This is a genomic window from Nocardioides sp. Root140 (assembly GCF_001426745.1).
Classification (GTDB): Bacteria; Actinomycetota; Actinomycetes; order Propionibacteriales; family Nocardioidaceae; genus Nocardioides.
Genome location: NZ_LMFI01000010.1, coordinates 254,908 through 277,589, shown reverse-complemented (window position 1 = coordinate 277,589; position 22,682 = coordinate 254,908). Strand labels below are relative to the sequence as shown.

Sequence of the window (22,682 nt, the reverse complement as noted above, 5' to 3'; positions counted from 1 at the left end):
CACGGACTCACGCTGGCGCAGAGACGGTGCGACCAGCAATAGGGCGATTGCCCAGTTTCTCGTGCAGCCGCTGCCCTACCGGTCGGGCGAGGAGTTCTCGATCAGGCCGGCCTGCGTGGCCGCGATGGCAGCCGCGGTGCGAGTGTGAACGCCCAGCTTCCTCATCGCCGAGCCCAGGTGGAGCCCGACCGTCTTGGGTGAGAGGAACAGTGCCGCGGCCGCTTCCTTGTTGGTCATGCCTCGGGCGACCAGCTGAAGCACTTCGCGTTCGCGGGGCGAGAGCTGGTCGCCGTACCCGGTTCGACCGTTGACCTCGGGTCGGCCGGTGCGGGAACCGTGCGCACGGAGCGTGCGGGCGACCCTGGCTGCGTCATGCACCGAGCCGAGCTCACGCAGCCGCTCGTGCACCGCTTCGAGCTCGCCGACCGCCTCGGGCACTCGGTCGGCTCCAATGAGGCAGGCGCCCAGGCGCTCCAGCGCGAGCAGCTCCCGGTGCAGGCGGGGCATCGCCGCCCACTGCCTGGCCGCCTCCTGTGCGAGCGCGATCGCCTCACGTGATTCACCTGCGGCCAGTGCGAGCGCGGCGCGAGACTCGTGGACCACGGCCTGTGCTGCCGGGGCATCGAGCCCCGAGGTGCCTGCCTCGAACCGGTCAACGAACTCGACCGCCGCGGGCACGTCTCCCTTGCCCAGCAGTGCGTCGACGTGGCTTACCGTGAACTCGACCGCCCACAGCCAGGCCTCGCGGCGCGTCACCATCTCCGCCATCGATCGGGTGTGGGCAAGCGCGGTCTCGAAGTCGCCGGAGGAGACCGCGAGGTGGGCCAGGGTCGACGCGGGGTCGAGGCAGGTGGGCAGCACGCTCTCCGAACGTGCCAGCCGGGCGGCCACCTCCTCGAGCCGCTTCACTGCGTCGCCGGGTGTGCGGCCGAAGCAGTCGAGTGCGTCGGCATAGGCGGTCTCGGTGGGATCGTCGAGGTAGGGCTCGTCGGTCCTCTCGTCCAGACGAGCAATGCTGACGCGAGCCTGGTCCCACGCACCGGAATACCAGTCGAGCTGGACCGATCTCAGCAGCCAGATGTCGTCGAGTCGTGGGTGGTTGGCCGCGGCCACCGACTGCGCCTCACGTTCCAGCAGTCGTCGGGTCTCGTGCAGTCGTCCCCACGGGAAGGTCGCACCGATGACGTTGAGCATCTGGCTCGGTGACGAATCTCTTCCGGGCTGCCCAAGGACCGTCTCCAGTGCCTGCCAGCCCTCAGGGTGCCCTGCCATCAGCAGCGCTGTGGCGCGTCCCTCGAGTGCAGGCATGACCTGCGGTTCGGTTGCGAACAGTGTGTCGACTCGATCCAACCAGCTCAGATGACGTGCGATGGGCCATTCGTCGATCATGGGGAGCGCGAGGTTGACCATGGCTCGCTCGGCCTCCTGAGGACGCTCCTCCAGGAGGGGAACGGACTCTTCGAAGAGCTCATAGGCGTCTCGCTCCCGATGGATGACCCACAGCAGCCGAGCTCGCACCAGCATGGCGGTGCCCAACTGTGCCCCGTCCAGCACGCGCCGGTCGATCACCCGTTGCAACGCCTCGGCGGCACGGGACCCGGTGGCGATGCTGGTGCCACCACCGATCGCTCGGGCCGCGTCGAGCTTGCCGATGATGGCCGACAGAGCGGGGCTGCTCCACTGATCGGTCGACTCGATGATCGCGACGAGCGTGAGGATCGCGGTTTCGTCGTCGCCGGTGTCGATGGCCACGTCTGCGGCCTGCTCGGCGTACCCCCGCCAGCGGGTGGTGTCGCCCGCCTCCTTGGCATGGTGTGCGAGCCGGACGACGGAGGCACCCTCGTCGCGTGCGAGGGCTTCCAGGGCCCGCCGGTGAAGGGCCCGCACACGAGGTGCGTCGGCCGAGGCGAGAACCGCCTCCGCGTCGAGGGAGTGCCGGAACGCGTACCGATCCGGCCTGACCTCGCGGAGCAGGCCAGACGACAGAGCCGCGGCCATCGACTCGATCTCATCAGCGCCGGTCGAAGTGTCGCCGTGTGCGACGGAGTGGAGGGTGTCGCTGGTGGCGTCCTCGGCGAGCACGGCCGCGGCCTCCAGCAGTCGGCGGGCCGGTTCGGGCAGTCGCGTGAGTCGCTCGCGCACGGAGTCGACGACGGAGGGTGGTACGCCGATCTCGTCCAGGGCACGCCTGGCCCAGCGTCCATCGCGCAGCTCGATGTCGTGTCGTTCGCGAAGCAGGCGAATCGACTCCTCGACGGCCAGGGGTACGCCGTCGGTGTGCTCCCGCAGGAACGCCGCGAACGCGTGGGAGATCTCCGCGCCGTCCAGCATCGCGCTCGTCAGCCGGGCGACGGCGTCCACGTCGAGTGCCTGAAGGGTGAGTCGGAGGTAGGTGCCGGGAGAGTTGCCTCGGGAGCGGAGCCTGAGCAGTGGAGAGGAGTCGGGCACCTCACTCGGACGGTCGGTGACCAGCAGCGACGGGCCGTCGTCGGCGCCGTCGAGAAGGAGCAGCCACTCCAGGGTCGCGGCGTCGGACCAGTGCGCGTCTTCGAGGACGACGACTTCTATGTCGAGCACACCGACGAGTTCGACCAGGGCGGCCCGCAGACGCCGCCGTGTCGCGCGGGGGTCGTCTTCCGGGGGGAGAGGCGGCGGAAGCAGTGAGGACCAGTCGGGAAGGAGTGCGTGCAGGCACCCTCCCAGCGGGGACAGCTCAGCCAGCGCCGTCTCGAGGTCGTCACGACGTCGGGCATGGCGACGCAGGCCGTCGGCAAGCAAGCCCAATGGGAACGTGTCGGGCATCGGCAGACCCGCGAGCATCAGCACGGCGGATGGGCGCAGGTTGGCGGCGCCCAGGATCTCGGAGACCATGCGTGACTTGCCGATTCCCGGCTCACCCTCGATGACGATCAGTGCGCGTCCCGTAGACAGTGCGGCGCTGGCTGAGGCGAGCTCGCCGTCTCGTCCGACGCACGTCGAGGACGCGGCAACATGGTCCACGGTCGCGTGGGTGCGGCCCGAGAATGTCGGCATGGCCTGGGTCCCCTCTGGTGACTCACTCACCCTAGCGGTGAGCCACCTCGTCGCCCGGAACCGTCACCTGTGACGTCCTGACCTCACTGTGCGCGCCACTCACGCGGAGCGACGCCGTACTGCTCGCGGAACCAGCGTGAGAACCCACTGGGTGCCGCGAAGCCCAGCAGCTGCGAGATGTCGGTCAGTGAGTGGCGCGGATTGGCGAGGTGACGTTCGGCGAGACGGCCGCGCGTGGCGTACAGGAGCGAGGTGAAGGTCTCGTCGTGCACGGCCAGGTGGCGATTGAGGGTGCGACGGTCGACGCCGAGGCTTCGGGAGACCTGGTCGACCGAGCAGCGGCCCAGCGGCAGCAGCAGCTCGATCAGCTCGCGGACCCGCTCGACGGCGCCCTCCGGGCGCGCGCTGGGCAGGGTGGCGAGCAGTTGCTGGGTGTAGTGCCGCAGGGTCGGGTCGGAGTGCTCGTTGCGCCGGTCGAGGTCGGTGGAGGTGAGGATCACGCCGGAGAACTCGTGGTCGAACTGGAGCCGGTCACCGAGCAGTCGCTCGTGGGTGCCCAGGTCGTCCGGCGCGGGATGCGCGAAGCACACCTTGAGCGGGCTCCAGTCGTCGTCGAGGAAGACCCGCAGGATGCCGACGAGCGCGGCCACGCCGAGGTCGACGGCCTGCCCGGTCGGCGCGGACACACCCAGCTCGATGCTGATCTGGAGCCTGGCCAGCCCGCCGGACTCGTGGAGCTCGAGGTGCAGGGCCTCGTTGTAGCTGCGTTCGTAGCGCATCAGCAGGTCCAGCGTGCTGCGCACGTCCGGCTCCTCGCGCAGCACGACGCTGAGCGGTCCCAGGGTCGAGAGCCGGCGCCGCTCGGAGAGCAGCAGCCCGAAGTCGTCGCGGCCCGAGGCGAGGGCCGCGGACTGGAGCAGGCCGACCGCCGCCCGCGCGGGGATCCAGGTGTCCGGGGTGGCCAGGTCCGCGACGTCGAGGCCGGCGTCGTCGATGAGTGCGAGCGGCTCCAGCCCGACCGACTTCGCGAGGTCGGTGAAGCCGTGCAGCGACGCGGCGCGGACCTCCGGGTGCATGTGACCTGCCTCTCCCGCCTGTCCCGAAAAGATAAGTGATCTGTCCCGATCCGTAAAGCGCTGGCGAGCGCTGGCTCCTAGCGTGGCTTGCGTCACAGATCATCGCGGCCGATCCCGCGGACCACGCAACAAAGGAGTTCCCCATGGCCAAGGCCATTCGCTTCCACGAGACCGGCGGCCCGGCCGTGCTGCGCTGGGAGGCCGTCGATGTCGGTGAGCCCGGCCCCGGCGAGGTGCGCGTCCGCCACCACGCGGTCGGCCTCAACTTCGCCGACACCTACTTCCGCACCGGCCTCTACCCGGCCCCGCTGCCTGCCGGCATGGGCGTCGAGGGCGCCGGCGTCATCGAGGCGGTCGGCGCCGGTGTGATCGGCTTCGCGGAGGGAGACCGGGTCACCTACACCGGCAGCCCGCTGGGTGCCTACAGCACTGAACGGGTCATGCCGGTCGACTCCCTGATCAAGCTCCCCGACACCATCGCCTTCGACACCGCCGCGGCCATGACCATGCGCGGACTCACCTCGGCGTACCTCCTGCGCCGCATCGCTCCGCTCGAGGCCGGCGACACCGTGCTGCTTCACGCCGCCGCCGGGGGAGTGGGCCTGATCTTCAGCCAGTGGGCGCGTGAGCTCGGCATCAACGTGATCGGCTCGGTGTCCAGCGACGAGAAGGCGGAGGTTGCCCGCGCCCACGGTTGTGCGCACACCATCGTCTACACCCGCGAGGACGTCGCCACCCGCGTTCGTGAGCTCACCGACGGCAAGGGCGTGCCGGTCGTCTACGACAGCATCGGCGCCACCACCTTCGAGCAGTCGATCGACTCACTCAGCCGCCGGGGGCTCCTGGTCTGCTTCGGCACCGCCTCCGGCCCGACTCCGCCGATCAACGCGATGCAGCTGGCCGTCAAGGGCTCGCTCTTCGTGACCCGGCCGGCCCTGGCCGACTACATCGCTGACGAGGACGAGCGCGCGGCCCTGGCCGACGAGCTCTTCGACCTGGTCGGTTCTGGCCGCATCGAGGTCCCGATCAACCAGCGCTACTCGCTCGACGATGCCGTCCGGGCCCACCACGACCTCGAGTCGGGCCGCAGCATCGGCTCGTCCGTCTTCGACCTCGAGTCCTGAGACCCAGAAGGAGAAGCCCATGACTGTCACCGCCGAACCCGTCACGACCGGCGCCATCGAGGTCCACCCCCTCACCGCCACCATCGGCGCCGAGCTGCGCAACGTCAGCCTGGCCGATGCCTCGCGCGACCCCGAGCTGTTTGCCCGGATCAAGGAGCTGCTGCTCCGCTACAAGGTGGTCTTCCTGCGCGACCAGGACCTCACTCGGGCCGAGCACGTCACGCTCGCCGAGCGGTTCGGGCCGCTCGAGGACCACCCGATGGTCGGCGCCGACCCCGACCACCCCGGCCTGGTGCAGATCTACAAGGACCTGGACTCCCCGGCCGAGCAGTACGAGAACTCCTTCCACTGCGACGCCACCTGGCGTGAGGCGCCGCCGATGGGCGCCGTGCTGCGCTGCATCGAGACGCCCGACGTCGGCGGCGACACGATCTGGGTGAACATGGTCGAGGCCTACCGGCGCCTTCCCGATCACGTCAAGACCCAGATCGCCGACCTGCGGGCCAGCCACAGCATCGAGTCGACGTTCGGCGCCGCGCTACCCGCCGAACAACGACGCGCCCTGCGCGACCGCTTCCCGGACGCCGAGCACCCCGTCGTACGCACGCACCCGGAGACCGGCGAACAGACGTTGTTCGTCAACGCGTTCACGACCCACTTCGTGAACTTCCACAACGCCCAGCGGGTTCGCTTCGGGCACGACTACAGCCCCGGAGCGGGCGAGCTCCTGAACTACCTGATCCGGCAGGCATCCGTGCCGGAGTACCAGGTGCGCTGGCGCTGGACCCCCAACAGCGTGGCGATCTGGGACAACCGCTCGACCCAGCACTACGCCGTCCAGGACTACTGGCCCGCCGTTCGCAAGATGGAGCGCGCCGGCGTCATCGGCGACCCGACCTTCTGACACTTCCGAACCCTTCACAAAGGAGAACCACCATGTACTTCCACGACGACTCACTGTTCCCCGAGAACCAGGAGAAGCTGGTCATCACCGCGGCGCCGTACGGCCCCGAATGGGAGCCGGCCGACTTCCCGGAGGACCTGCCGCTGACCATGGACCAGCACGTCCAGCAGGCCGTCGACTGCTGGAACGCCGGCGCCACGGTGCTGCACATCCACGTCCGCGAGCTCGACGGGAAGGGCTCCAAGCGGCTCTCGAAGTTCAACGAGCTGCTCGGTCGCCTGCGTGAGGCCGTGCCCGAGATGATCCTCCAGATCGGCGGGTCGATCTCCTTCGCCCCCGAGGACGACGGTCAGTCGGCCAAGTGGCTCGAGGACGACGCCCGACACATGCTGGCCGACCTCGACCCGGCGCCCGACCAGGTCACGATCGCCATCAACACCAGCCAGATGAACATCATGGAGCTGATGACCGACGACGACACCCGTGGCACGTCGCTTGCCCGCCCCGAGCTCGCCGAGGCCTACCGCGAGATGGTCGTCCCTGCCGGGCCCGAGTGGGTCATCGAGCACCTGCGCCGGCTCACCGCCAACGGCATCCAGCCGCACTTCCAGCTGGCCACCTCGGCACAGCTCGAGACCGTCGAGCGACTGATCCGGCGCGGCCACTACATGGGGCCGCTGAACCTGACGTGGGTCGCGATCGGCGGCGGCTTCGAGGGGCCCAACCCCTACAACATGATGGACTTCATCCGCCGGGTCCCGGACGGTGCCTGCCTCACGCTGGAGACGCTGATGCGCAGCGTGCTCCCCGTCAACGCGATGGCCATCGCCCTCGGGCTGCACTCGCGGTGCGGCAACGAGGACACGATCTGGGGTCGTCGTCGCGAGAAGATGACCTCGGTCCAGCAGGTCGAGCAGCTCGTGCGCATCGCCCAGGAGCTCGACCGGCCGATCGCCACCGGCAAGGACGCTCGCGAGATATACAAGATCGGTGAGCAGTACTCCAGTGTCGACGAGACGCTCGCCAAGCTCGGTTTCGCGCCCAACCGCCAGCCCGGCCAGGTGGGATTCACCTTCCACGCCTGAGCCCATCCGCACGGCGTTCTCCCGCAGCGTCTGCGTGGGGTGCGGTCTCCGGGCCGCGCCCCACGCCCTGCATCGACGGCAGCGACGGACTCGTTCCCTGCCGACCGGATCGACCTTTCCTGGAGTTTTCCATGGCACTGCACGTCACCGAGGGCGCCGTCATCACTGAGCCCTCTGCCGCCCCCGTGGCGGCCCGCGCCGGACGGGCCTTCCCGTTCCTCGTCTTCCTGCTCACCTTCGGGCTGCTGCTCTCCGACTACATGTCGCGGCAGGTGCTCTCGGCCGTCTTCCCGTTGCTCAAGGCCGAGTGGGGTCTCACCGACACCCAGCTCGGCGGCCTCACCAGCGTCGTGGCTCTCGCCGTCGGCATCCTCGCCGTACCGCTGTCGATCATCGGTGACCGCTTCGGCCGGGTGCGGGCGATCATCGCCATGGGTGCCCTGTGGAGCGTCGCAACCCTCGGCTGCGCCCTGGCCGCGGGCTACGGCCAGATGATGCTGGCCCGTCTCTTCGTCGGCGTGGGGGAGGCCGCGTTCGGCAGCGTCGGCCTGGCCGTCGTGATCGCGGTCTATCCCGCGCACCGACGCTCCGCGCTCACCGGCTCCTTCATGGCCGGCGGCCTGTTCGGCGCCGTCCTCGGTGTCGCCCTGGGCGGCATCGTCGCCGAGCGGCTCGGTTGGCGTTCTGCGTTCGTCGCGATGGCGATCTTCGGGTTCGTGCTGGTCGCGCTCTACCGGCTCCTGGTAACCGATGAGAAGCTCGAGCAGCACCGGCACCCGGACAGTACGCCGACCGCGGCGACACCGGCACGGCCGAGGTTCCGCTCGCTCTTCTCCACGCCTTCGGTGGTGCTCGCCTACCTCGGCAGCGGCACGCAGCTGTTCGTGGCCGGGTCGGTGTACGCATGGTTGCCGAGCTATCTCAACCGCGAGTACGACCTGGCTCCTGACCGCGCCGCCGTCGCCGCGGCCGGCTACATCCTCGTGATGGGCGTCGGCATGATCGTCTGCGGTGCGGTCACCGACCGGGTCGCCAAGACGGTGCCGATCCGCAAGTGGACGTCCGCGATCTGCTACGCCGTCGTGTCCCTGGTGCTTCTCGGCCTGGCCTTCGCCCAGCCGGCCGGAACGCTCCAGCTGGTGCTGCTCGGCTTCGGTGTCTTCTTCTGCTCCGGCACTGCAGGGCCGGCCGGGGCGATGGTCGCCAACCTCACGCCCGAGCGGATCCGGGCCACGGCGTTCGGCACACTCACGATGGCCAACAACCTGCTCGGCCTCGCGGCCGGCCCGTTCGTGATGGGCATGCTGGCCGACCAGTACGGCCTGGCCACCGCCTTCCGCGCACTGCCCGTGGCAGGCGCCCTCTCGATCGTTCTCCTGCTTGTCGGCCGGGCCTACTACCCGGCGAGCCTGGCCCGTGTCCACGCAGCAGAACTGGAGGTACGCGCATGAACCGCCCCACCGTCATCATCGTTCCTGGGCTCCGCGACCACGTCGAGGACCACTGGCAGACCCACCTCGACAAGCGACTGACCGACGCCGTCTGCGTTCCCTTCCTGGGTCGCGAACGGCACGACCTCACCGAGCGCGTCGAGGCCCTCGACGAGACGATCCGTGGCACCGAGGGACCGGTGGTGCTGGTGGCGCACAGTGCCGGTGCCCTGATCACGGTGCACTGGGCGGCCCGCCACGCCGCCGACCACGTGGGTCGGATCCAGGGTGTCCTGCTCGCCACGCCGCCCGACCTGGTCTCGCCCCTCGGGCCGGGACACCCGGCGATCGAGGACCTCGCTGTGGACGGGTGGCTGCCGATTCCCCTGCAGGGACTGCCGTTCCCGAGCATCGTGGCGGCCAGCACCGACGACCCGATCGGCGACCTGGGCCGGGTGCGCGACCTCGCGGCAGCGTGGGGGAGCGACGTCCACGTGCTCGGTGCGGTGGGCCATCTCAACCCCGCCTCCGGGTACGGCCAGTGGCCCGGGGTCGACGTACTCCTCGAGCCGCTCGGCGTGACGGTGCAGGCGAACGCCTGATGTCGCCCGGCACCTGGCACGCGGTCACCTCGGCCTTCATGGCCTGGGTGGCGTGTGCCCGTCGCTGATCGAGTGCCGGAGTGTGCCACCCTCGTGGGGTGCTCGACAGGAAGCAGGACGAGGCGGTCGCCGCGATGTCCGGAGGTGACTGGTATCTCGACTCGCGTGAGCTGGCGCGGCTCCGGGACGAGTGCGGCTCGGCGCTGGACAGGTTCAACGCGGCCGCGGCTGCCGACCACGACCGGCGCCGCGAGGTGCTCGACGCGTTGCTCGGCGGCCTCGGTGAGGGCGCAGAGATCGTGCCCCGGTTTCGCTGCAGCTATGGCTTCCACGTGACCATCGGTGCCGGTGCCTTCGTCAATGCCGACGCGTTCTTCATGGACGATGCCCCGATCGTCATCGGCGACCACGTGCGCCTCGGGCCGTCGGTCCAGCTGATGACCGCGCTGCACCCCGTCGAGGAGCATGCGATGCGACGGCAGGGCTGGGAGCAGGCCCTCGGCATCGAGATCGGTGAGAACGCCTGGCTGGGTGCCGGTGTGATCGTCGGGCCCGGTGTCACGATCGGACGCAACACGGTGGTCGGTGCGGGCAGCCTGGTCCTCTCCGACCTGCCGGACCACGTCGTCGCGGTGGGAAGCCCCGCGGTCGTCGTACGGGACCTGCCGGCGGAGTGACGGGCGCAGCCAGCGGGCGCCACGGGCATGACACGCTGGGCTCGTGACGAACCGACTCGCTGACGCGACTTCGCCGTACCTGCTCCAGCACAAGGACAACCCCGTCGACTGGTGGGAGTGGGGCACCGAGGCCTTCGCGGAGGCCCGCGACCGCAACGTGCCGGTCCTGTTGAGCGTCGGGTACGCCGCGTGCCACTGGTGCCACGTGATGGACCGCTGGCTCAGGATTTGGCTCGAATCCGCAAAATCGTAGGTCAGAGGCATTATTTCGATTCGCGCAGGTTCGGCAAGGATCGCCGTGTGACGCCGATTCCGGGGCTTCGTGTATCACTCTCGTGTATCACTCGGGCATTTAGCTACGTGTTGGGTCACCTAACACGTCCCAGCAACGTGTTAGGTTTATCTGAAATTCTTAACACGTAGTGCGAATGAGTCGAAAGAGCTGACACGTGCCCTGGAGCCCCGAAGCCCCCTTCAACGACCTGCCACCGCTGCCGCCGGAAGGCATCGACCTCGAGCCCAAGCCCGTGCTCAAGGCCACCGTTGAAGCCCGAACGGCACTGGCGACACTCGCCCAGGCCGGTCAGCTGCTGCCGAACCCCAACATCCTGATCCACGCTGTGCCCCTGCTTGAGGCGCAGGCCAGCTCTGAAATCGAGAACATCGTGACGACGGCCGATGAGTTGTTCATGCACGTCGAGTCAGGTGGGGGAGACCATGCTACGAAGGAGGCGCTGCGCTACCGGAACGCGCTGTTCGCGGGGGTCGAGTCGATCAGAAACCGTCCTCTCACGTCCTCGACGGCTGCTCGAATCTGCTCCGAGCTGCAGGGTCGGGAGATAGCCGTTCGTGCGGTGCCTGGCACGCGGATCGCAAACCCGACCACACGGCAGGTTGTGTACGCCCCACCCGAGGGGGCTGACCTCATTGGCGAGAAGCTCTCGGCCTGGGAGCGCTTCATCCACGCCGAGGACGATCTTGATCCGCTGGTGCGTATGGCGGTGGCCCACTACCAGTTCGAGGCGATCCACCCGTTCCACGACGGCAACGGACGCACCGGCCGCGTCATCAACATTCTGATGTTGATCGAGGCCGGCCTACTGCACGACCCCATCCTCTACCTCTCACGAGCAATCATCGCCCGGAAGAACGACTACTACCGGCTCCTGCGAGCCGTGACAGCCGAAGACGCCTGGATCGAGTGGATCATCTACATGCTTGATGTAGTCCGCGAGTCCGCAACATCAACGACGCGGAAGATCGGAGCCATTCGTACGTGTCAAGATGACATTGCCGAGCGAGCTCGTGATGCCACGCCGGGAGGGCGCGACGCCCAGTTCCTGGAAGTTCTCTTCGACCAGCCCTACTGCCGCATCGGCGCCGTCGCCAGCAGATGCGACGTCTCGCGTCAGACGGCGTCGTCGTGGCTGCACGCACTGGTTGTGGCAGGGCTTCTCAGCGACGTCAAGGTCGGCAGAGAACGCCTCTTCGTCAACCACGAGTTTCTAGATGTGTTGACACGCGCTGAGTGACTTGGCGAGCCGCACCCGATCCGCGAAGTTGTTGAGGTTCCTCGGAATAAAAGAAACACGACAACTTCGCGGCAGCAAGAGGTGTCATGCCGACCTGCGACGTCGCTTGGGCTGGGGGAGCAGATCGGTGATGGTGACCTGCTCTCGGTCGGGCGCAACGAGCGACTGCAACGCTGCCTCAGCCATTGCCATGCGTCGCTCTTCCCAGGCCAGGAGCTGATCCAGCCGCCAGCGGTCGGGATGGATCATCACGGGCGCCGGCACCAGCTCCCGGTCCTTGAGGTTCTGATAGCCCTTGGTCTTGCCCCAGCCGTAGCGGTGCATCACGTCGCGTGCGGTGAGGAACACATGTCGGGGATCACGCATTGGCGAGATGTCGTCCCGCATTTCATCGGCCGGTTCCTCGCTCATCCCATCGCACCTCTCGCACTGTGCCGCGGTCGTCGTCGGCGTACCGACCCGTAGTCGTTGCGGCGAGGCTGAGGAGACGTGTTAGGTGCTCTCGCCCGGGGCCTCGCCTTGGCGACTGCTGATGGTCACCTAAGGGTGGGCAGGTGTCCGGAGCGATCATCCGCACGCGAGTCGGCAGGTGTTCTTGGTAGGTGGCGTGGATGTTGTGGATGAAGGGTGAAGGTTCACCGCTGATGCATCACGGTGCGAGTGCCCGCCTGGGCGAGATGACAGTCTTCTGCGCCGGCCGTTCGGTTGGCCGGTGGTCGCCGGGCTCCGGGTACGGGCTCATGAGGAACGTTGACCGCCCGTAAGTGCCGACTGCACGGGGTGGCGACCGACGCGTACACGGGCCAGACCCTCAGCGCTGAAGCGTTCTCCGCTGTGGCGGCAGAGCTCCACCAGGCTGCAGCCGGTCGTTGGCTACGCCACGCGACTTCGCCGCGGGCGCGGCGCAGCTTTCGCCGGTGTCAACCGGGACGTCCATGCGGGAGACGAGTCGGTATCGCAGGTCGCGGGCGGGCATGTCGCCCAGTGGCGCTTCGGCGACCAAAGCTCGGACAGAGTCGGCCACGTTGTGTCCCTGTTCATGGGCCTGCTGCAGCATCGCCGCGGTTGCTGGCCAATCGCCCTGCTCCACGAGGCGCGGGTCGAGTTCGTGGGCCAGCGCTGCCCACCGCTCGGCTGGCGTCTGCGCTGTCAGGGCCGCAAGGCGGGCGCGGACCTCGCCGCTCTTGTTCAGTTCGCCTTGGGCGGCCTTACGCGGGTCGGCATCCCAAGTTGTGACGGCGTCGCGGAGTTCTCGTCGGGCGTGCACTTGAGAGAGCTGGAGGCGGGCGGAGACCTGTTCGGTGCCGGGCGCCCAGCTATGGCTCGGCCGGGCCGCGAGGATTCGCATGGCCGCCGACCTGGCCTGTTCGGGCGGGAGGTGGTCGAGCCGCTCGGCGAGCACCTGATCACCAAGCTTATGGCCGCTTGCCAACGCCGCAGTAAGCGCGGCCGGGCCGCGCTGGGCCAGTATGTCGGCCGGGTCCAGACCCTCGGGGAACCGGGCGTAGCCGGGGTCCATGCCGTGCGGTGTGAGCATCCAGAAGTCCCGCTCCGCGGCGACCTGGCCGGCGAGGTCGGCGTCGGTGGCCACGACCGGGTCGCGGCCGACGCCGGCGAGCTGGGTGGCCTGCTCCTCGGTCAGTGATGTGCCGAGCGGGGCCACCCCGACGTAGCGTCCGGCGCCGGCCAGGGTGACCGCGATGGCATCCATGGGGCCTTCGACGACGACAGGGACAGCGCCATCTTCGAGCAGCTCGTCGGCGAGCCCGTACAGCTGAGCGCCCTTGTGGAACAGCGGTGTACTGGTGGTGTTGAGGTACTTGGGTCCGCCCTTGTCGGCGTCGGTGAGGTCGGGGCGATGGCGACCGACGAACCCGAGTACTTCGCCCTTGTGCAGCACGGGGAAGACGACCCGGTCGCGGAACCGGTCGATCAGGCGGCCGGTGCTGGCGGTGGTGGCGACCCCGGTGGCGAGCATCTCGGCGTCGCTGACGCCGTGGTGGCGCAGGTGCTCGACGAGGTTGGTCCAGCCGGCCGGGGCCTGCCCGGGGCGGAAGTGCTCGTGCCCGGCGAGGTCGAGGCCGAACCGGCCGGTGAGGTAGTCGCGGCCCCACGAGTCGGTGAACCGCTCCTCGAAGAAGGCCTGGGTAATCTCGTTGATCTCGAGCATGCGAGCGCGGCTCACCGGGCTGGCCGCCGCTTCCTGCTCCCGCTCGTAGGCCCGGCGTAGGTAGGCGTCGGTCGGCTCGAGCGGGCAACGGGTGTTGCGGTCCAGCTCCGCGAGCAGCAGCTGACGGTCGACGTCGACGTCGACGTCGACCGAGGCTTTGTGCTCGGGGGTGGTTGGGTCGAAGGCCTGGTCTGGGTCGATGGGGTTGAGCAGGTCCTCGAGCGGCCAGGTGGTGTCATCGGGGTGCTCGACCCACAGGGACGGGTCCGGGTCGACGCCGTCCCACAGGTCCGCGGGGGGCTCATCGAAGTGGTAGTCGTGTGCGTCTTCGTCGGGGATCGGGTCGAGGGCGATCGAGGTCCGCCAGACCAGCGCCTGGCACTCATCGACACCGGTGTCTCCACTGTCGCTAGGCAGGGTGGACCCAGCCGAGAGCAGGGCCACGAGCTGCCATCCGCGTTGCAGCCCGTGGTCGACGTTGGAGACCAGGGCTGGCCACCAACTGCTGGCCTGAATCCACTGCGCTCGGTCGCTGCCGACCAGATCGTTCAACCGGTGGGCCCACTCGCTGGTGATGCCTTCGTCGTGGGAGCCGTCCCCGATCTGTGCGGCTACCGCCGGGGTGAGGTGGCGTGCCATGCGCCACCACAGCGCCGCCGCGGCGTGCTCGTCGGGCAGCGGGGCTGCGTTGGCGGCGGAGCGGAGCAACTGATGAGCCGCGATGCCGGAGCGGGACATGGCGGCGAGCCGCTCGGCCAGGAGGGGTGTGAATTCGTCGTTGCGGACCTGCGGTGCCACCGTGTGGAGCAGTTGGCGCCATTCTTTGAGTGCGGGGGTGTGGTCGCCGGTGATGCGCCTGGTCAGGCGCCGTTGGTAGGTCGCGGCGGCCTTCTGCAGTTGTGGTGCCCCGGTGGGCCGACGGTCGCCAGCAGGCACCTGCATGGCCGCGCGCCACACCTCGACGTCGGCGAGCGTGGCGTCGTCGGGCTTGAGCCCGTGCTGTGCCCAGGCCGGGAGCGAGGTCTGTGACTCGGCCCGGTCGCGGACCTGGCCGGCGAGGGCCTCGACCAGATGGGCGCGCTGGGCGAGGTAGGCACCCCAGCGGGGGTCGTCGGCTAGCCGCTCCGGGATGCCGGGCATCCACGGCAGCGGTCCCGCGCCGGCGTTGCGCAGGCCGGAGGCATCCAGTCGCCAGTCGAGCACCGCTGCCCGGTCCTCGGCCGAGACCAGTTCGCGGTCGCTCGCGACTGCCCGCAGGGCCTCGGTGGGGCTCTCCCCGGCGGCGCCGAGCAGCAACAGGTGGGCGCGCAGCGTGGGCCAGGCGGCCTCGTCGGCAAGCCCGGGGAGCAGGCGATCGGCAGTGGTGTCCAAGGACGCCACCACCTCGGCCCCCACGACGTGTTCGGCGGTGACGTAGAGGCTGTCGAGGTACCGCTGGGCGGCCTCGCCGAGTCTGATGGCGGGGTCGGCCTGCTCACGGATCAGGCTGGTAGCCGACCGCTGGGAGGCATCGCGGGCCAGCACCTGTTCGAGGATGTCGGTCGAAGTGAGCGGGCGGATCAAGGTCGGGTGGATGACCGAGTGTGGGTCGCCGTGGCCGACGACCTCGAGGTAGACGTGGTTGCCGCTCTTGCCGCGGGTCAGCATCGTGTAGAGCTGCTGGCGTGACTCGGTGCCGGTGGCCAGCCCGTGCATGGTGTCGGCGGTGACGCCCTGGGCGGTGTGCACGGTGCAGGCGTAGCCGAGTTCCGTGGAGGCCTCCACGTAGGCGCGCGGCAAGCGCACGGTGCGGCCGTGCTGGGTGTGCTGGACGGTCAGGTCCCCTGCGTCGTGCAGTTCCAACAGGGTCCACCGGTCGCCGTTCTTGACCCAGTCGGTTGCCGAGGTGCGCAGCCTGCGGTCGTTGGTGCGGGTGAGGATCAGCTCGCCGATGCTGGCGTCGTTGCCGTCCGCCAGCCGCCGAGACGGGCCCACGTTCGCAGCGTCGGCCCCCTCGAGCCGGTGGGCGCGGGCCTGCTGGTTGAGCTCGCTGACCAACTCCCGGGTGGGGGCGAGCATGATCGCGTCCAGTCCCGCGGCACGATCGGCCTGCCAGGAGGTGAAGACGTCCTTGGTCATGGTGGCCATGTCGCCGACGTGCACCCGGTCGCGGTCCAGGTAGAAGCCGAGTGCCTCGGTCTTGCCCTCGCGCAGCGCCAGCGAAGCGGCACCTTCGGCCGGGTCGGTGAATCGGACCAACTCGGACAGTTGCAGAGCGCCGTGGGTCGCTTGGATGTCGCGCAGTACGCCGCCGGCGCCGATCGAGGCGAGCTGCTGGTCATCGCCGACCAACCGGACGCTGCCCCCACGCTCCAGGATGTGCTGGACGGAGACGTCGAGGGAGAGGGTGTCTGCCATGCCGGCCTCGTCGATCACCACCAGCGTCCCGGGACCGATGCCACCAACCCACCCGGGTGGGTTGGCGCCGGTGGTCTGGGCCTGTTCGAGGGAGTGGGTGAGCTTGGCGAGGGTGTCGATCTGGGAACCCATAGACGCCCGGAGGGCGTCCGCGGCTGCCGCCGAGGGAGCCAGGCCGATCACGCTGCCACCGCCGTCGGTCCAGGCCTGGGCAAGCGCCCGCATGGCGGTGGTCTTGCCCGATCCGGCGGGTGCGATCGCCAGCTGGAGGCGGGCACCGGAGGTGGCCATCTCCTTGACCAAGGTGGCCTGACCGGCATTGAGTTTCACCCCATTGGCCTCGGACTCCAGCAGCGCCAGGGAGACGTTCTGCTCATCAACCGCGTAGCCGTCGTGGCGACCGGCGGCGGCCACTAGCCGCTCTTCGGCGGCGAGGACCTTGCTGGAGGTGAACAGGTGGACCCCGCCCACGGTGTAGACCGAGGACCCGTCGCGCTTGCGCAGCTCGAGAGGTTCCGAGATCTCGTCGAAGGGGCGAGTGATGCTGACCGAGCGGCCGTCGAGGACCTCGCTGACCAGTAGGGCGACGACGGTGCTGACCTGGTCGGTGGGCACGGTGGCGGAGCGCACTTGGCGTTGGGCCTCGGCGTAGACGTGCCAGTACTGCCAGGTCGCGCGGCTGCCTTCCATCGTCGCCACGATCCGGTCGCTGGTCTCGGCGAACCATGCAGCATCTGCCACCGTGACCCCTCCGGAAGCCGGTGCCAGCGCGCTACGGAGCATCCGCTGAACGCCACCTGGTGAGCCCAGGACCTCGACCGCCTCCCGACTCCAGGCCTCACGCTGCTCGACCAAGGAACGCGGCTCGTGCTTGGCCTCGCGGGTCTCCAAGGTGGCCTGCTGAGCCAGCTGGAGCGTCTCGACCGGTGTCGCGGGTCGCCCGTGGGCGACCTGAAAATCGGCGACCAGTTCCTTGCGGCGGGCCTCGACGCTGACCCGGCGCTTGGAGAAACGGTGGTTCACGTCGGGGTCGACGCCGACGATCTCGCGCACCGGCCGCTTCTGCGCGTCGGGGTTGGGGCGTTCCGCGAACCGCACACCCAGCCCGTCGCCCAGGTGCCGTTCGAGGGCGGTGTTGTAGGTCTCCGAGGCCGAGACCTTGGCCTTGTAGAGCAGCCGCCCGTCGATCGCGAGCCACTTGCCGTCAAGGGTCTGGACCTTGTTCGCGACCGCGACGTGCGTATGCAAATCCGGATCACCGGCGCGGGAGTCGCGGTGGGTGAACGCGGTCGCGACCAGGCCGCGGACGTTGACCTGACGGATGCCGTTGGCCCCCTGGCGGGTGAACAGCGCCTTGGTCTCGATGAAGTCCAGAGCATCCTTGATGGCTGCCTGGTGGGCCCGTTCGATGACTGCGGCGGTGTTCGGGTCGGCCAGCGCCCACAGTACCGAGACGCTCTTGACAGGGGAGAAGGTGAGGTCGTACCCGGCGACGGCGGTGGTCTTGGGACGGGAGTGCTTGGCGATTGAGGCGGCGAGTTCGCGGGCGTCGGCCGGTTCGCGGCCGTGTTCTGCTTTGAAGAACTCACGCCCGACTTCGGTGCGGACGCGTGCCCGTTCCTCGGCCGGGACTGCCCAGTCGCGGGGCAGCCCGGCGGCTTCGTTGACGGCGGCAAGGCGTTTGGCTACCTCGACCCGGAACGCGCTGATGTCGTTCTTGTAGACCTTGTACGGGGCCCCGAGACGGGCCGCTGCCTTGTAGTCGGCCTCGGTCGGGCTGTCGATACCGACACGGCCGACTCGTAAGTCCAGCGCCTTGGATCGCTCGGTGGCCAGCGGGTGGTGCCCGGCCCCGAACAGGTTCTGCATGTGGTCCGCGGTGACAAGGTCCCCGGCGTCCAAACCCTCGATCCCGTCCATGCCGGAGCCGACCCACACGCCGGGGGTCTCGCCCTTCTCGGTGTAGTAGATCGCGAGACCGGTGTGACCTTTGTCGGTGGCGTCCATGGCTGCGACCTGGCGGGTCAGGTAGTCATACCCCGACCCGGCCGTCAGCTTGTGGAGGCTCATCGTCACGGTCACCTAGGTGCGATCGGGGCCTCGGAACGATCAGTTTCGCGGAGAAACCACGTCTCCTCTTTCTGCTCGAGGCACCGGGAATGCACCAGGTGTGTGCCACTTCGTTGGTCGCGGGAATCTGGGGGGACGCTCGGGTACGCGGGCGATGGCCTGGGGTGGCCAGGCGAGCGGGCTTGGAGGAGAGATTCACAGCCGGGCAATGCCGGTGAGGATGGTATGGCTTGGTGCAACTGATAGCGAAAGTACGTCGAGATCTATGGCCAGCACAGTTTTACAACGGACGTCGCTGGCACTCGTTCCGCCGTACTCCTCTGGATCTCGGGCCCGAAGAGGTCGGTCTTGGAAGGCCGTCCCATCTCAAGGGAACCGCTTCTTTTCGACGCACTATTCCAGTTGGGCGTGCAGCTCACGTCCGAGGAATAACCGAACCGAGTGGCGGAAAGACTAGCGGTCGCAGTCGGAGTGGGTTCGCTGCGTAATCGCCGACGTTGGTCAGCATGAGCGAGTGCCCGCTTGGTTCGCCGCACAAGAGTTCAGGGGTCGACCGCGTTGTGCGACCCGGTCGCTGTCGCTGTCAGATTGACGGCTCTAGCTGGTGTCGGAGACGAGGTCATCGTGGAACGACTGCTGGTGGCGGAGTGCGATCACGAGTTCGGGACCGCACTTCGTCACGGGCCGGCCGAGCACTTCCTCCGCACGCGAGAGTCGGTACCGAACGGTGTTGCGGTGCACACACAACTGTTTCGCTGCGTCCTCGACGCTGCCTGCATTTTCCAGCAAGGCCGTAACGGTCTCGCGCATGCGCACGAAGTTCTCGCCGCTCTGAAGCATGTCGCCCAGGGTCCGCCTCATGAAGCGGTCGACATCAGGAGTACATCCCAGCAGGGCAATGACTTCATGTGTGTCGTACCGCATCAGGCCGTCACCGACGGAACCCCGTTGCGCGACTTCCCGGACCCGTTCGGCATCACGGAACGAAGCGACGAAGCCTTCGAGTCCGGCCGTCGGAGTGCCGGCGAATACCCGGACTTTGTGCGCGCGCGCAAGCGTATCGACCTTGTCGAGGAGGCTGAGATGCGGTTCGGATCGAGTGCCTGCCCATACCCAGATCCGACGGCCACCCGGATGCACGACCAGAGGTTGGGCCGCCCGGAGTTCACGTCCGATTTCATTGCCGACCTTGGCGAGGTCTGAGACTGCATCGGGATCGCTCGTGTCCACGATGAACGCAGTGTGAAACACCGACAGGGGGTAGCCGCCGAGGGTCGCAGACGCCTTCTTGAGGTCGACATCTTCACCCGCAAGAATGTCACGCACTGCCTCGAACTCCTTGGCTGAGGCGCTTGCAGTGAGGCGTGCTCGCTCGGTGTGAAAGATGTCGATGGACACTCCGATGGAGTTGTCGATCCAACGGCCGGCGCGGTCCCAGAAGTAGATGAGAACTTCGGCATGGTTGACCGCGTCGTCGGGCAACTCGCTGACGAAGCCCGTGAGATACGACCACGTCGATTGCAGGGCGGTGCGGTAGATCTTGATGATCACCTCGACGGGATACTTCAGCGACGCAGTTTCGCGGGCCAGCCGCTTGCCTGCGTCGACAAGCTGGAACTCGCCTTCGGGCTGGGGTAGTCCGGCGAGAAACGCCGTCCAGTGCTCGCGGATGGCCACTGTGAGGACATCTGTGAAGTCGCTGGTATCGACAGAGTCTTTGAGCTCCGTGTTGATGCTTGTCTGCGTTGCGTCAACCCACTTTTCGACCATCTCCGGCTGCAGCTCGTCAGCGACGTATCCGGGTAGCCACTCGGTCAGACTGGGGGGCGTTGCGGTGTCAGTCATTCGAAATCTCCCTGCACTCTGTCTGTTGGATCACAGTACAACTCACGTTTGCCCGCCCGACGGAAAAATCGACGCCACATCCAAATCCAGAGTCGTTTTTTGTGCGGTCGCCTAGAGCGACCCGGTACCAAAGGTTGAGAACGTGGGTGAAAGACGACAGGAGCAACCGATGGCTCTCCATGCACCCGAAAGCGACCTCCAGAACGCCGGCGATCGACCGTCGACCTGGGAATCGCTCCTGGTCGAATCCATGCGCTCGCAACCTGTTCCCTCGAAGGAGCTCGGCCGCTGGCTGGGTGCCCTGGCCCATCGACCAGGCTGGACTGCCACGCGACTGGCGGGGCTCTGCCGACAGCTCGTAGAGGTAGCAGCTGGAGCTTCGGACGTCGCACCGTCGCGCGGCGACAAGCGATTCTCGGATCCGGCATGGACTGGCAATCAGTTCTACAGGCGTCTCGTCCAGAGTTACCTCGTCTTGGGGGACCGGGTCCACCAGCTCCTTGAGGAGTCCGAGCTCGATCAGCGAACCCTCTCGCGGTTGCGCTTCGTCGTCGACAACGTTCTCGACGCGGTCTCCCCTTCGAACACCCCGATCCATCCGGCTGCCCTCAAGGAGTTCATCGATACCGGCGGCGCGAACATTTCTCGTGGCATCCGGCATGCCGCCGCCGATGTACGGACGCGCCCGCGGGTGCCTGCGATGGTCGACAAGACAAAGTTCGAGGTGGGGGTGAACCTTGCCAGTACGCCGGGAACGGTCGTCCACAGGACACCAGTGTTCGAGCTCATCCAGTACTCGCCCACGACCGACCGGGTCCGGCAGACCCCGCTCGTCCTGGTCCCGCCCACCATCAACAAGTACTACGCGCTGGACCTGGCGCCTGCTCGCAGTGTCGTTGAGTACCTCGTCAGTCAGAACCAACAGGTCTTTGTGGTGTCCTGGCGAAACCCGTACGCTCGGCACGCGAGTTGGGGCGCAGATGTGTACGTGAAGGCAGTCCTCGACGCGATAGAAGTTGCGCGACAGATCACCCGGTCCGAGCAAGCAGCGGTCTGGGGAACGTGTTCCGGCGGCATCATCACCGCAATGGCTCTCGCCCATCTGTACGCCAAGGAGAGGGGCAATGAGATCGCGGCGCTGGTCCTGCCGGTCACATTGCTCGGGAAGAGTGAGAACGGAACCGGGTTGGGAGACCTGTTCGACGAAGCCATGGCACAGCGGGCGATCCGTCGGTCCGAGAAGATCGGCTACCTGGACGGAGCCGCTCTCGCCGAGGTGTTCGCCTGGCTCAGGCCGAATGACCTCATCTGGAGCTACTGGGTCAACAACTATCTCCTCGGGCGGAAGCCACCTGCCTTCGACCTTTTGTATTGGAACGCAGACACCACGCGGATGCCAGCGTCCCTTCACCGGGACTTCATCGACGTTGCGATGGGCGGAGGTCTGGAGGTGCCAGGAACCGTCATTGCCCTGGACACACCGATCGACCTGGGTCAGATCACTGCAGACACCTATGTGGTCGGAGCGATCACCGACCACATCACGCCGTGGACAGGCTGCTACCGGACCACGCAGTTGTTGGGCGGCAAGACCGAGTTCGTGCTGTCCAACCGGGGCCACATTGCCGCCCTTGTCAACCCGCCCGGCGCGGCGAAGGCGTCCTACCAGCACTCGACTGACACTCCGGCAGACCCTGTCGAGTTCCATCGAGAGGCGACCACTCATGAGGGTTCTTGGTGGCCGCACTTCGCGGACTGGATAGGTGCCCGAACGGGCGAGCTCGTTCCAGCTCCGAAGGATCCGGGTCGAGGCATACACCGCCCACTCTGCGCCGCGCCAGGAACGTACGTGTTCGAGAAGTGACGAGCGCGACAGTGAGACGAGCACGAGAAGCGGAACATGTCGCGTCGCGCGCGCTCTACGGCGCAAATGTCAGGGTCGTGGTGACGCCGGGTACTCGGCCAGAAGCGGTTCCGCTCCTCCTCTGCAACGGGATCGGTGCCCGTCTGGAGCTACTCGATCCGTTTGTCGACAGCCTTGATCCGAGCATCGACGTCGTCAGGTTCGACTCGCCCGGCATCGGAGGCTCAGAACGCGCCCGGGCGCTGTACACCTTCTCCCAGCTTGCTTGGGCTTTGTCAGAGATGATGAACGAACTCGGCCACCACCGGTTCGATGTCTTGGGCATCTCCTGGGGCGGGGCCGTTGCTCAGCAGCTCGCGTTCCAGCACCGCGGTCGGGTTCGCCGGCTGGTTCTGGCAGCGACAGGGACCGGAAGTCTCATGGTTCCAGGCCATCCGCGGGTCTTGGCCAAGATGTTGACCCCTCGTCGCTATCGAGATCCCGACTACGCGGCCAAGATCGCGGCAGAGCTGTACGGTGGCAAGATCCGCGACAACCCGGAACTTGCCAGGAAGATCCTGCATCGCGAAGGGCCTCGAGGCACCCGAGCGGGATATCTCTACCAACTCATCGCAGGGATGGGCTGGACGAGCCTGCCGGTGCTGCCGGCCATCAACCAGCCGACCCTCATCTTGATGGGTCGAGCCGACCCGATCATCCCGCTCGCCAATGGCACCATCATGCGCAGCCTGATCCCAAGGGCCCGCCTACACGTCTACGACGACGGTCACCTCGGACTCGTCACCCAAGCACTGACCCTCGGACCGTTGGTCTCGGATTTTCTCCTGAGTCCGACCACCAGCCAAGTCTGCGGCTGACCCGCAGCCGACGTAC

14 protein-coding genes and 1 pseudogene are annotated in these 22,682 nt (G+C 67.7%); 10 read left to right on the top strand and 5 right to left on the bottom strand.

Translation table 11 applies throughout. The features are described 5' to 3' along the window. Nucleotides 1-75: 75 nt before the first annotated feature. Together ASD30_RS11730 and ASD30_RS11725 are read right to left on the bottom strand one after the other, a co-directional pair. On the bottom strand, nt 76-3,033 hold the full coding sequence (locus ASD30_RS11730; protein WP_056681505.1) for an ATP-binding protein: 2,958 nt from the start codon (nt 3,031-3,033) through the stop codon (nt 76-78). An 83-nt stretch (nt 3,034-3,116) separates the two neighbouring features. Next, entirely contained in the window at nt 3,117-4,109 is a 993-nt protein-coding gene (locus ASD30_RS11725; RefSeq protein WP_056681504.1) for an AraC family transcriptional regulator, read from the bottom strand. A 143-nt stretch (nt 4,110-4,252) separates the two neighbouring features. Here ASD30_RS11725 and ASD30_RS11720 point away from each other — a divergent pair, with 143 nt between their 5' ends. From ASD30_RS11720 to ASD30_RS11685, 8 genes and pseudogenes are all read left to right on the top strand, one after another. Continuing rightward, entirely contained in the window at nt 4,253-5,233 is a 981-nt protein-coding gene (locus tag ASD30_RS11720; protein ID WP_056681503.1) for a quinone oxidoreductase family protein, read from the top strand. A 19-nt stretch (nt 5,234-5,252) separates the two neighbouring features. Next, entirely contained in the window at nt 5,253-6,137 is an 885-nt protein-coding gene (locus tag ASD30_RS11715) for a TauD/TfdA dioxygenase family protein (RefSeq protein WP_056681502.1), read from the top strand. 32 nt (nt 6,138-6,169) lie between these two features. Continuing rightward, the gene (locus ASD30_RS11710) at nt 6,170-7,222 is read left to right on the top strand and encodes a 3-keto-5-aminohexanoate cleavage protein (protein ID WP_056681501.1); all 1,053 of its coding nucleotides are present in this window, start codon (nt 6,170-6,172) and stop codon (nt 7,220-7,222) included. A 131-nt stretch (nt 7,223-7,353) separates the two neighbouring features. After that, nucleotides 7,354-8,673, top strand: a complete 1,320-nt coding sequence (locus tag ASD30_RS11705; protein WP_056681500.1) for an MFS transporter — start codon at nt 7,354-7,356, stop codon at nt 8,671-8,673. Beyond that, nucleotides 8,670-9,254: an RBBP9/YdeN family alpha/beta hydrolase gene (locus ASD30_RS11700; protein ID WP_056681499.1), complete on the top strand. Its 585-nt coding sequence runs from the start codon at nt 8,670-8,672 to the stop codon at nt 9,252-9,254. Before ASD30_RS11705 ends, ASD30_RS11700 begins: the two co-directional genes overlap by 4 nt. A 98-nt stretch (nt 9,255-9,352) precedes the next feature. Beyond that, nucleotides 9,353-9,931 (top strand): sugar O-acetyltransferase, encoded by a 579-nt coding sequence (locus ASD30_RS11695; RefSeq protein ID WP_200951144.1) that lies wholly within the window; start codon nt 9,353-9,355, stop codon nt 9,929-9,931. A 43-nt stretch (nt 9,932-9,974) separates the two neighbouring features. Continuing rightward, nucleotides 9,975-10,142: pseudogene (locus tag ASD30_RS11690) on the top strand (DUF255 domain-containing protein); the annotation flags it as partial. A gap of 238 nt (nt 10,143-10,380) precedes the next feature. Further along, entirely contained in the window at nt 10,381-11,463 is a 1,083-nt protein-coding gene (locus ASD30_RS11685) for a Fic family protein (protein ID WP_056681497.1), read from the top strand. 84 nt (nt 11,464-11,547) lie between these two features. Here the strand turns inward: ASD30_RS11685 and ASD30_RS11680 are convergent, their stop codons facing one another. The 3 genes from ASD30_RS11680 to ASD30_RS11670 form a co-directional block, all read right to left on the bottom strand. Beyond that, complete coding sequence (locus tag ASD30_RS11680) at nt 11,548-11,874, bottom strand: hypothetical protein (protein WP_235532571.1); 327 nt, start codon at nt 11,872-11,874, stop codon at nt 11,548-11,550. Between the two features lie 400 nt (nt 11,875-12,274). After that, nucleotides 12,275-18,100: a MobF family relaxase gene (gene mobF, locus ASD30_RS11675; protein WP_056681495.1), complete on the bottom strand. Its 5,826-nt coding sequence runs from the start codon at nt 18,098-18,100 to the stop codon at nt 12,275-12,277. A gap of 597 nt (nt 18,101-18,697) precedes the next feature. Next, a complete protein-coding gene (locus ASD30_RS11670) occupies nt 18,698-19,945 on the bottom strand; it encodes a PucR family transcriptional regulator (RefSeq protein ID WP_056681494.1) in 1,248 nt (415 codons plus the stop codon). A gap of 169 nt (nt 19,946-20,114) precedes the next feature. Between ASD30_RS11670 and ASD30_RS11665 the strand changes: the two genes are divergently transcribed. Together ASD30_RS11665 and phaZ are read left to right on the top strand one after the other, a co-directional pair. Further along, nucleotides 20,115-21,809 carry an alpha/beta fold hydrolase gene (locus ASD30_RS11665; protein ID WP_056681493.1) on the top strand — a complete coding sequence of 565 codons (1,695 nt, stop codon included), beginning with the start codon at nt 20,115-20,117 and terminating at the stop codon, nt 21,807-21,809. 11 nt (nt 21,810-21,820) lie between these two features. After that, complete coding sequence (phaZ, locus tag ASD30_RS11660) at nt 21,821-22,666, top strand: poly(3-hydroxyalkanoate) depolymerase (RefSeq protein ID WP_056684847.1); 846 nt, start codon at nt 21,821-21,823, stop codon at nt 22,664-22,666. Nucleotides 22,667-22,682 lie beyond the last annotated feature (16 nt).

What these genes read in the sequence shown, in the direction of transcription:
- ASD30_RS11680 (WP_235532571.1), bottom strand. Translation starts at nt 11,874, where the DNA reads ATGAGCGAGGAACCGGCCGATGAAATGCGGGACGACATCTCGCCAATG.
- ASD30_RS11725 (WP_056681504.1), bottom strand. Translation starts at nt 4,109, where the DNA reads ATGCACCCGGAGGTCCGCGCCGCGTCGCTGCACGGCTTCACCGACCTC.
- ASD30_RS11710 (WP_056681501.1), top strand. Translation starts at nt 6,170, where the DNA reads ATGTACTTCCACGACGACTCACTGTTCCCCGAGAACCAGGAGAAGCTG.
- ASD30_RS11670 (WP_056681494.1), bottom strand. Translation starts at nt 19,945, where the DNA reads ATGACTGACACCGCAACGCCCCCCAGTCTGACCGAGTGGCTACCCGGA.
- ASD30_RS11705 (WP_056681500.1), top strand. Translation starts at nt 7,354, where the DNA reads ATGGCACTGCACGTCACCGAGGGCGCCGTCATCACTGAGCCCTCTGCC.
- mobF (WP_056681495.1), bottom strand. Translation starts at nt 18,100, where the DNA reads ATGAGCCTCCACAAGCTGACGGCCGGGTCGGGGTATGACTACCTGACC.
- ASD30_RS11665 (WP_056681493.1), top strand. Translation starts at nt 20,115, where the DNA reads ATGGCTCTCCATGCACCCGAAAGCGACCTCCAGAACGCCGGCGATCGA.
- ASD30_RS11730 (WP_056681505.1), bottom strand. Translation starts at nt 3,033, where the DNA reads ATGCCGACATTCTCGGGCCGCACCCACGCGACCGTGGACCATGTTGCC.
- ASD30_RS11720 (WP_056681503.1), top strand. Translation starts at nt 4,253, where the DNA reads ATGGCCAAGGCCATTCGCTTCCACGAGACCGGCGGCCCGGCCGTGCTG.
- ASD30_RS11700 (WP_056681499.1), top strand. Translation starts at nt 8,670, where the DNA reads ATGAACCGCCCCACCGTCATCATCGTTCCTGGGCTCCGCGACCACGTC.
- ASD30_RS11715 (WP_056681502.1), top strand. Translation starts at nt 5,253, where the DNA reads ATGACTGTCACCGCCGAACCCGTCACGACCGGCGCCATCGAGGTCCAC.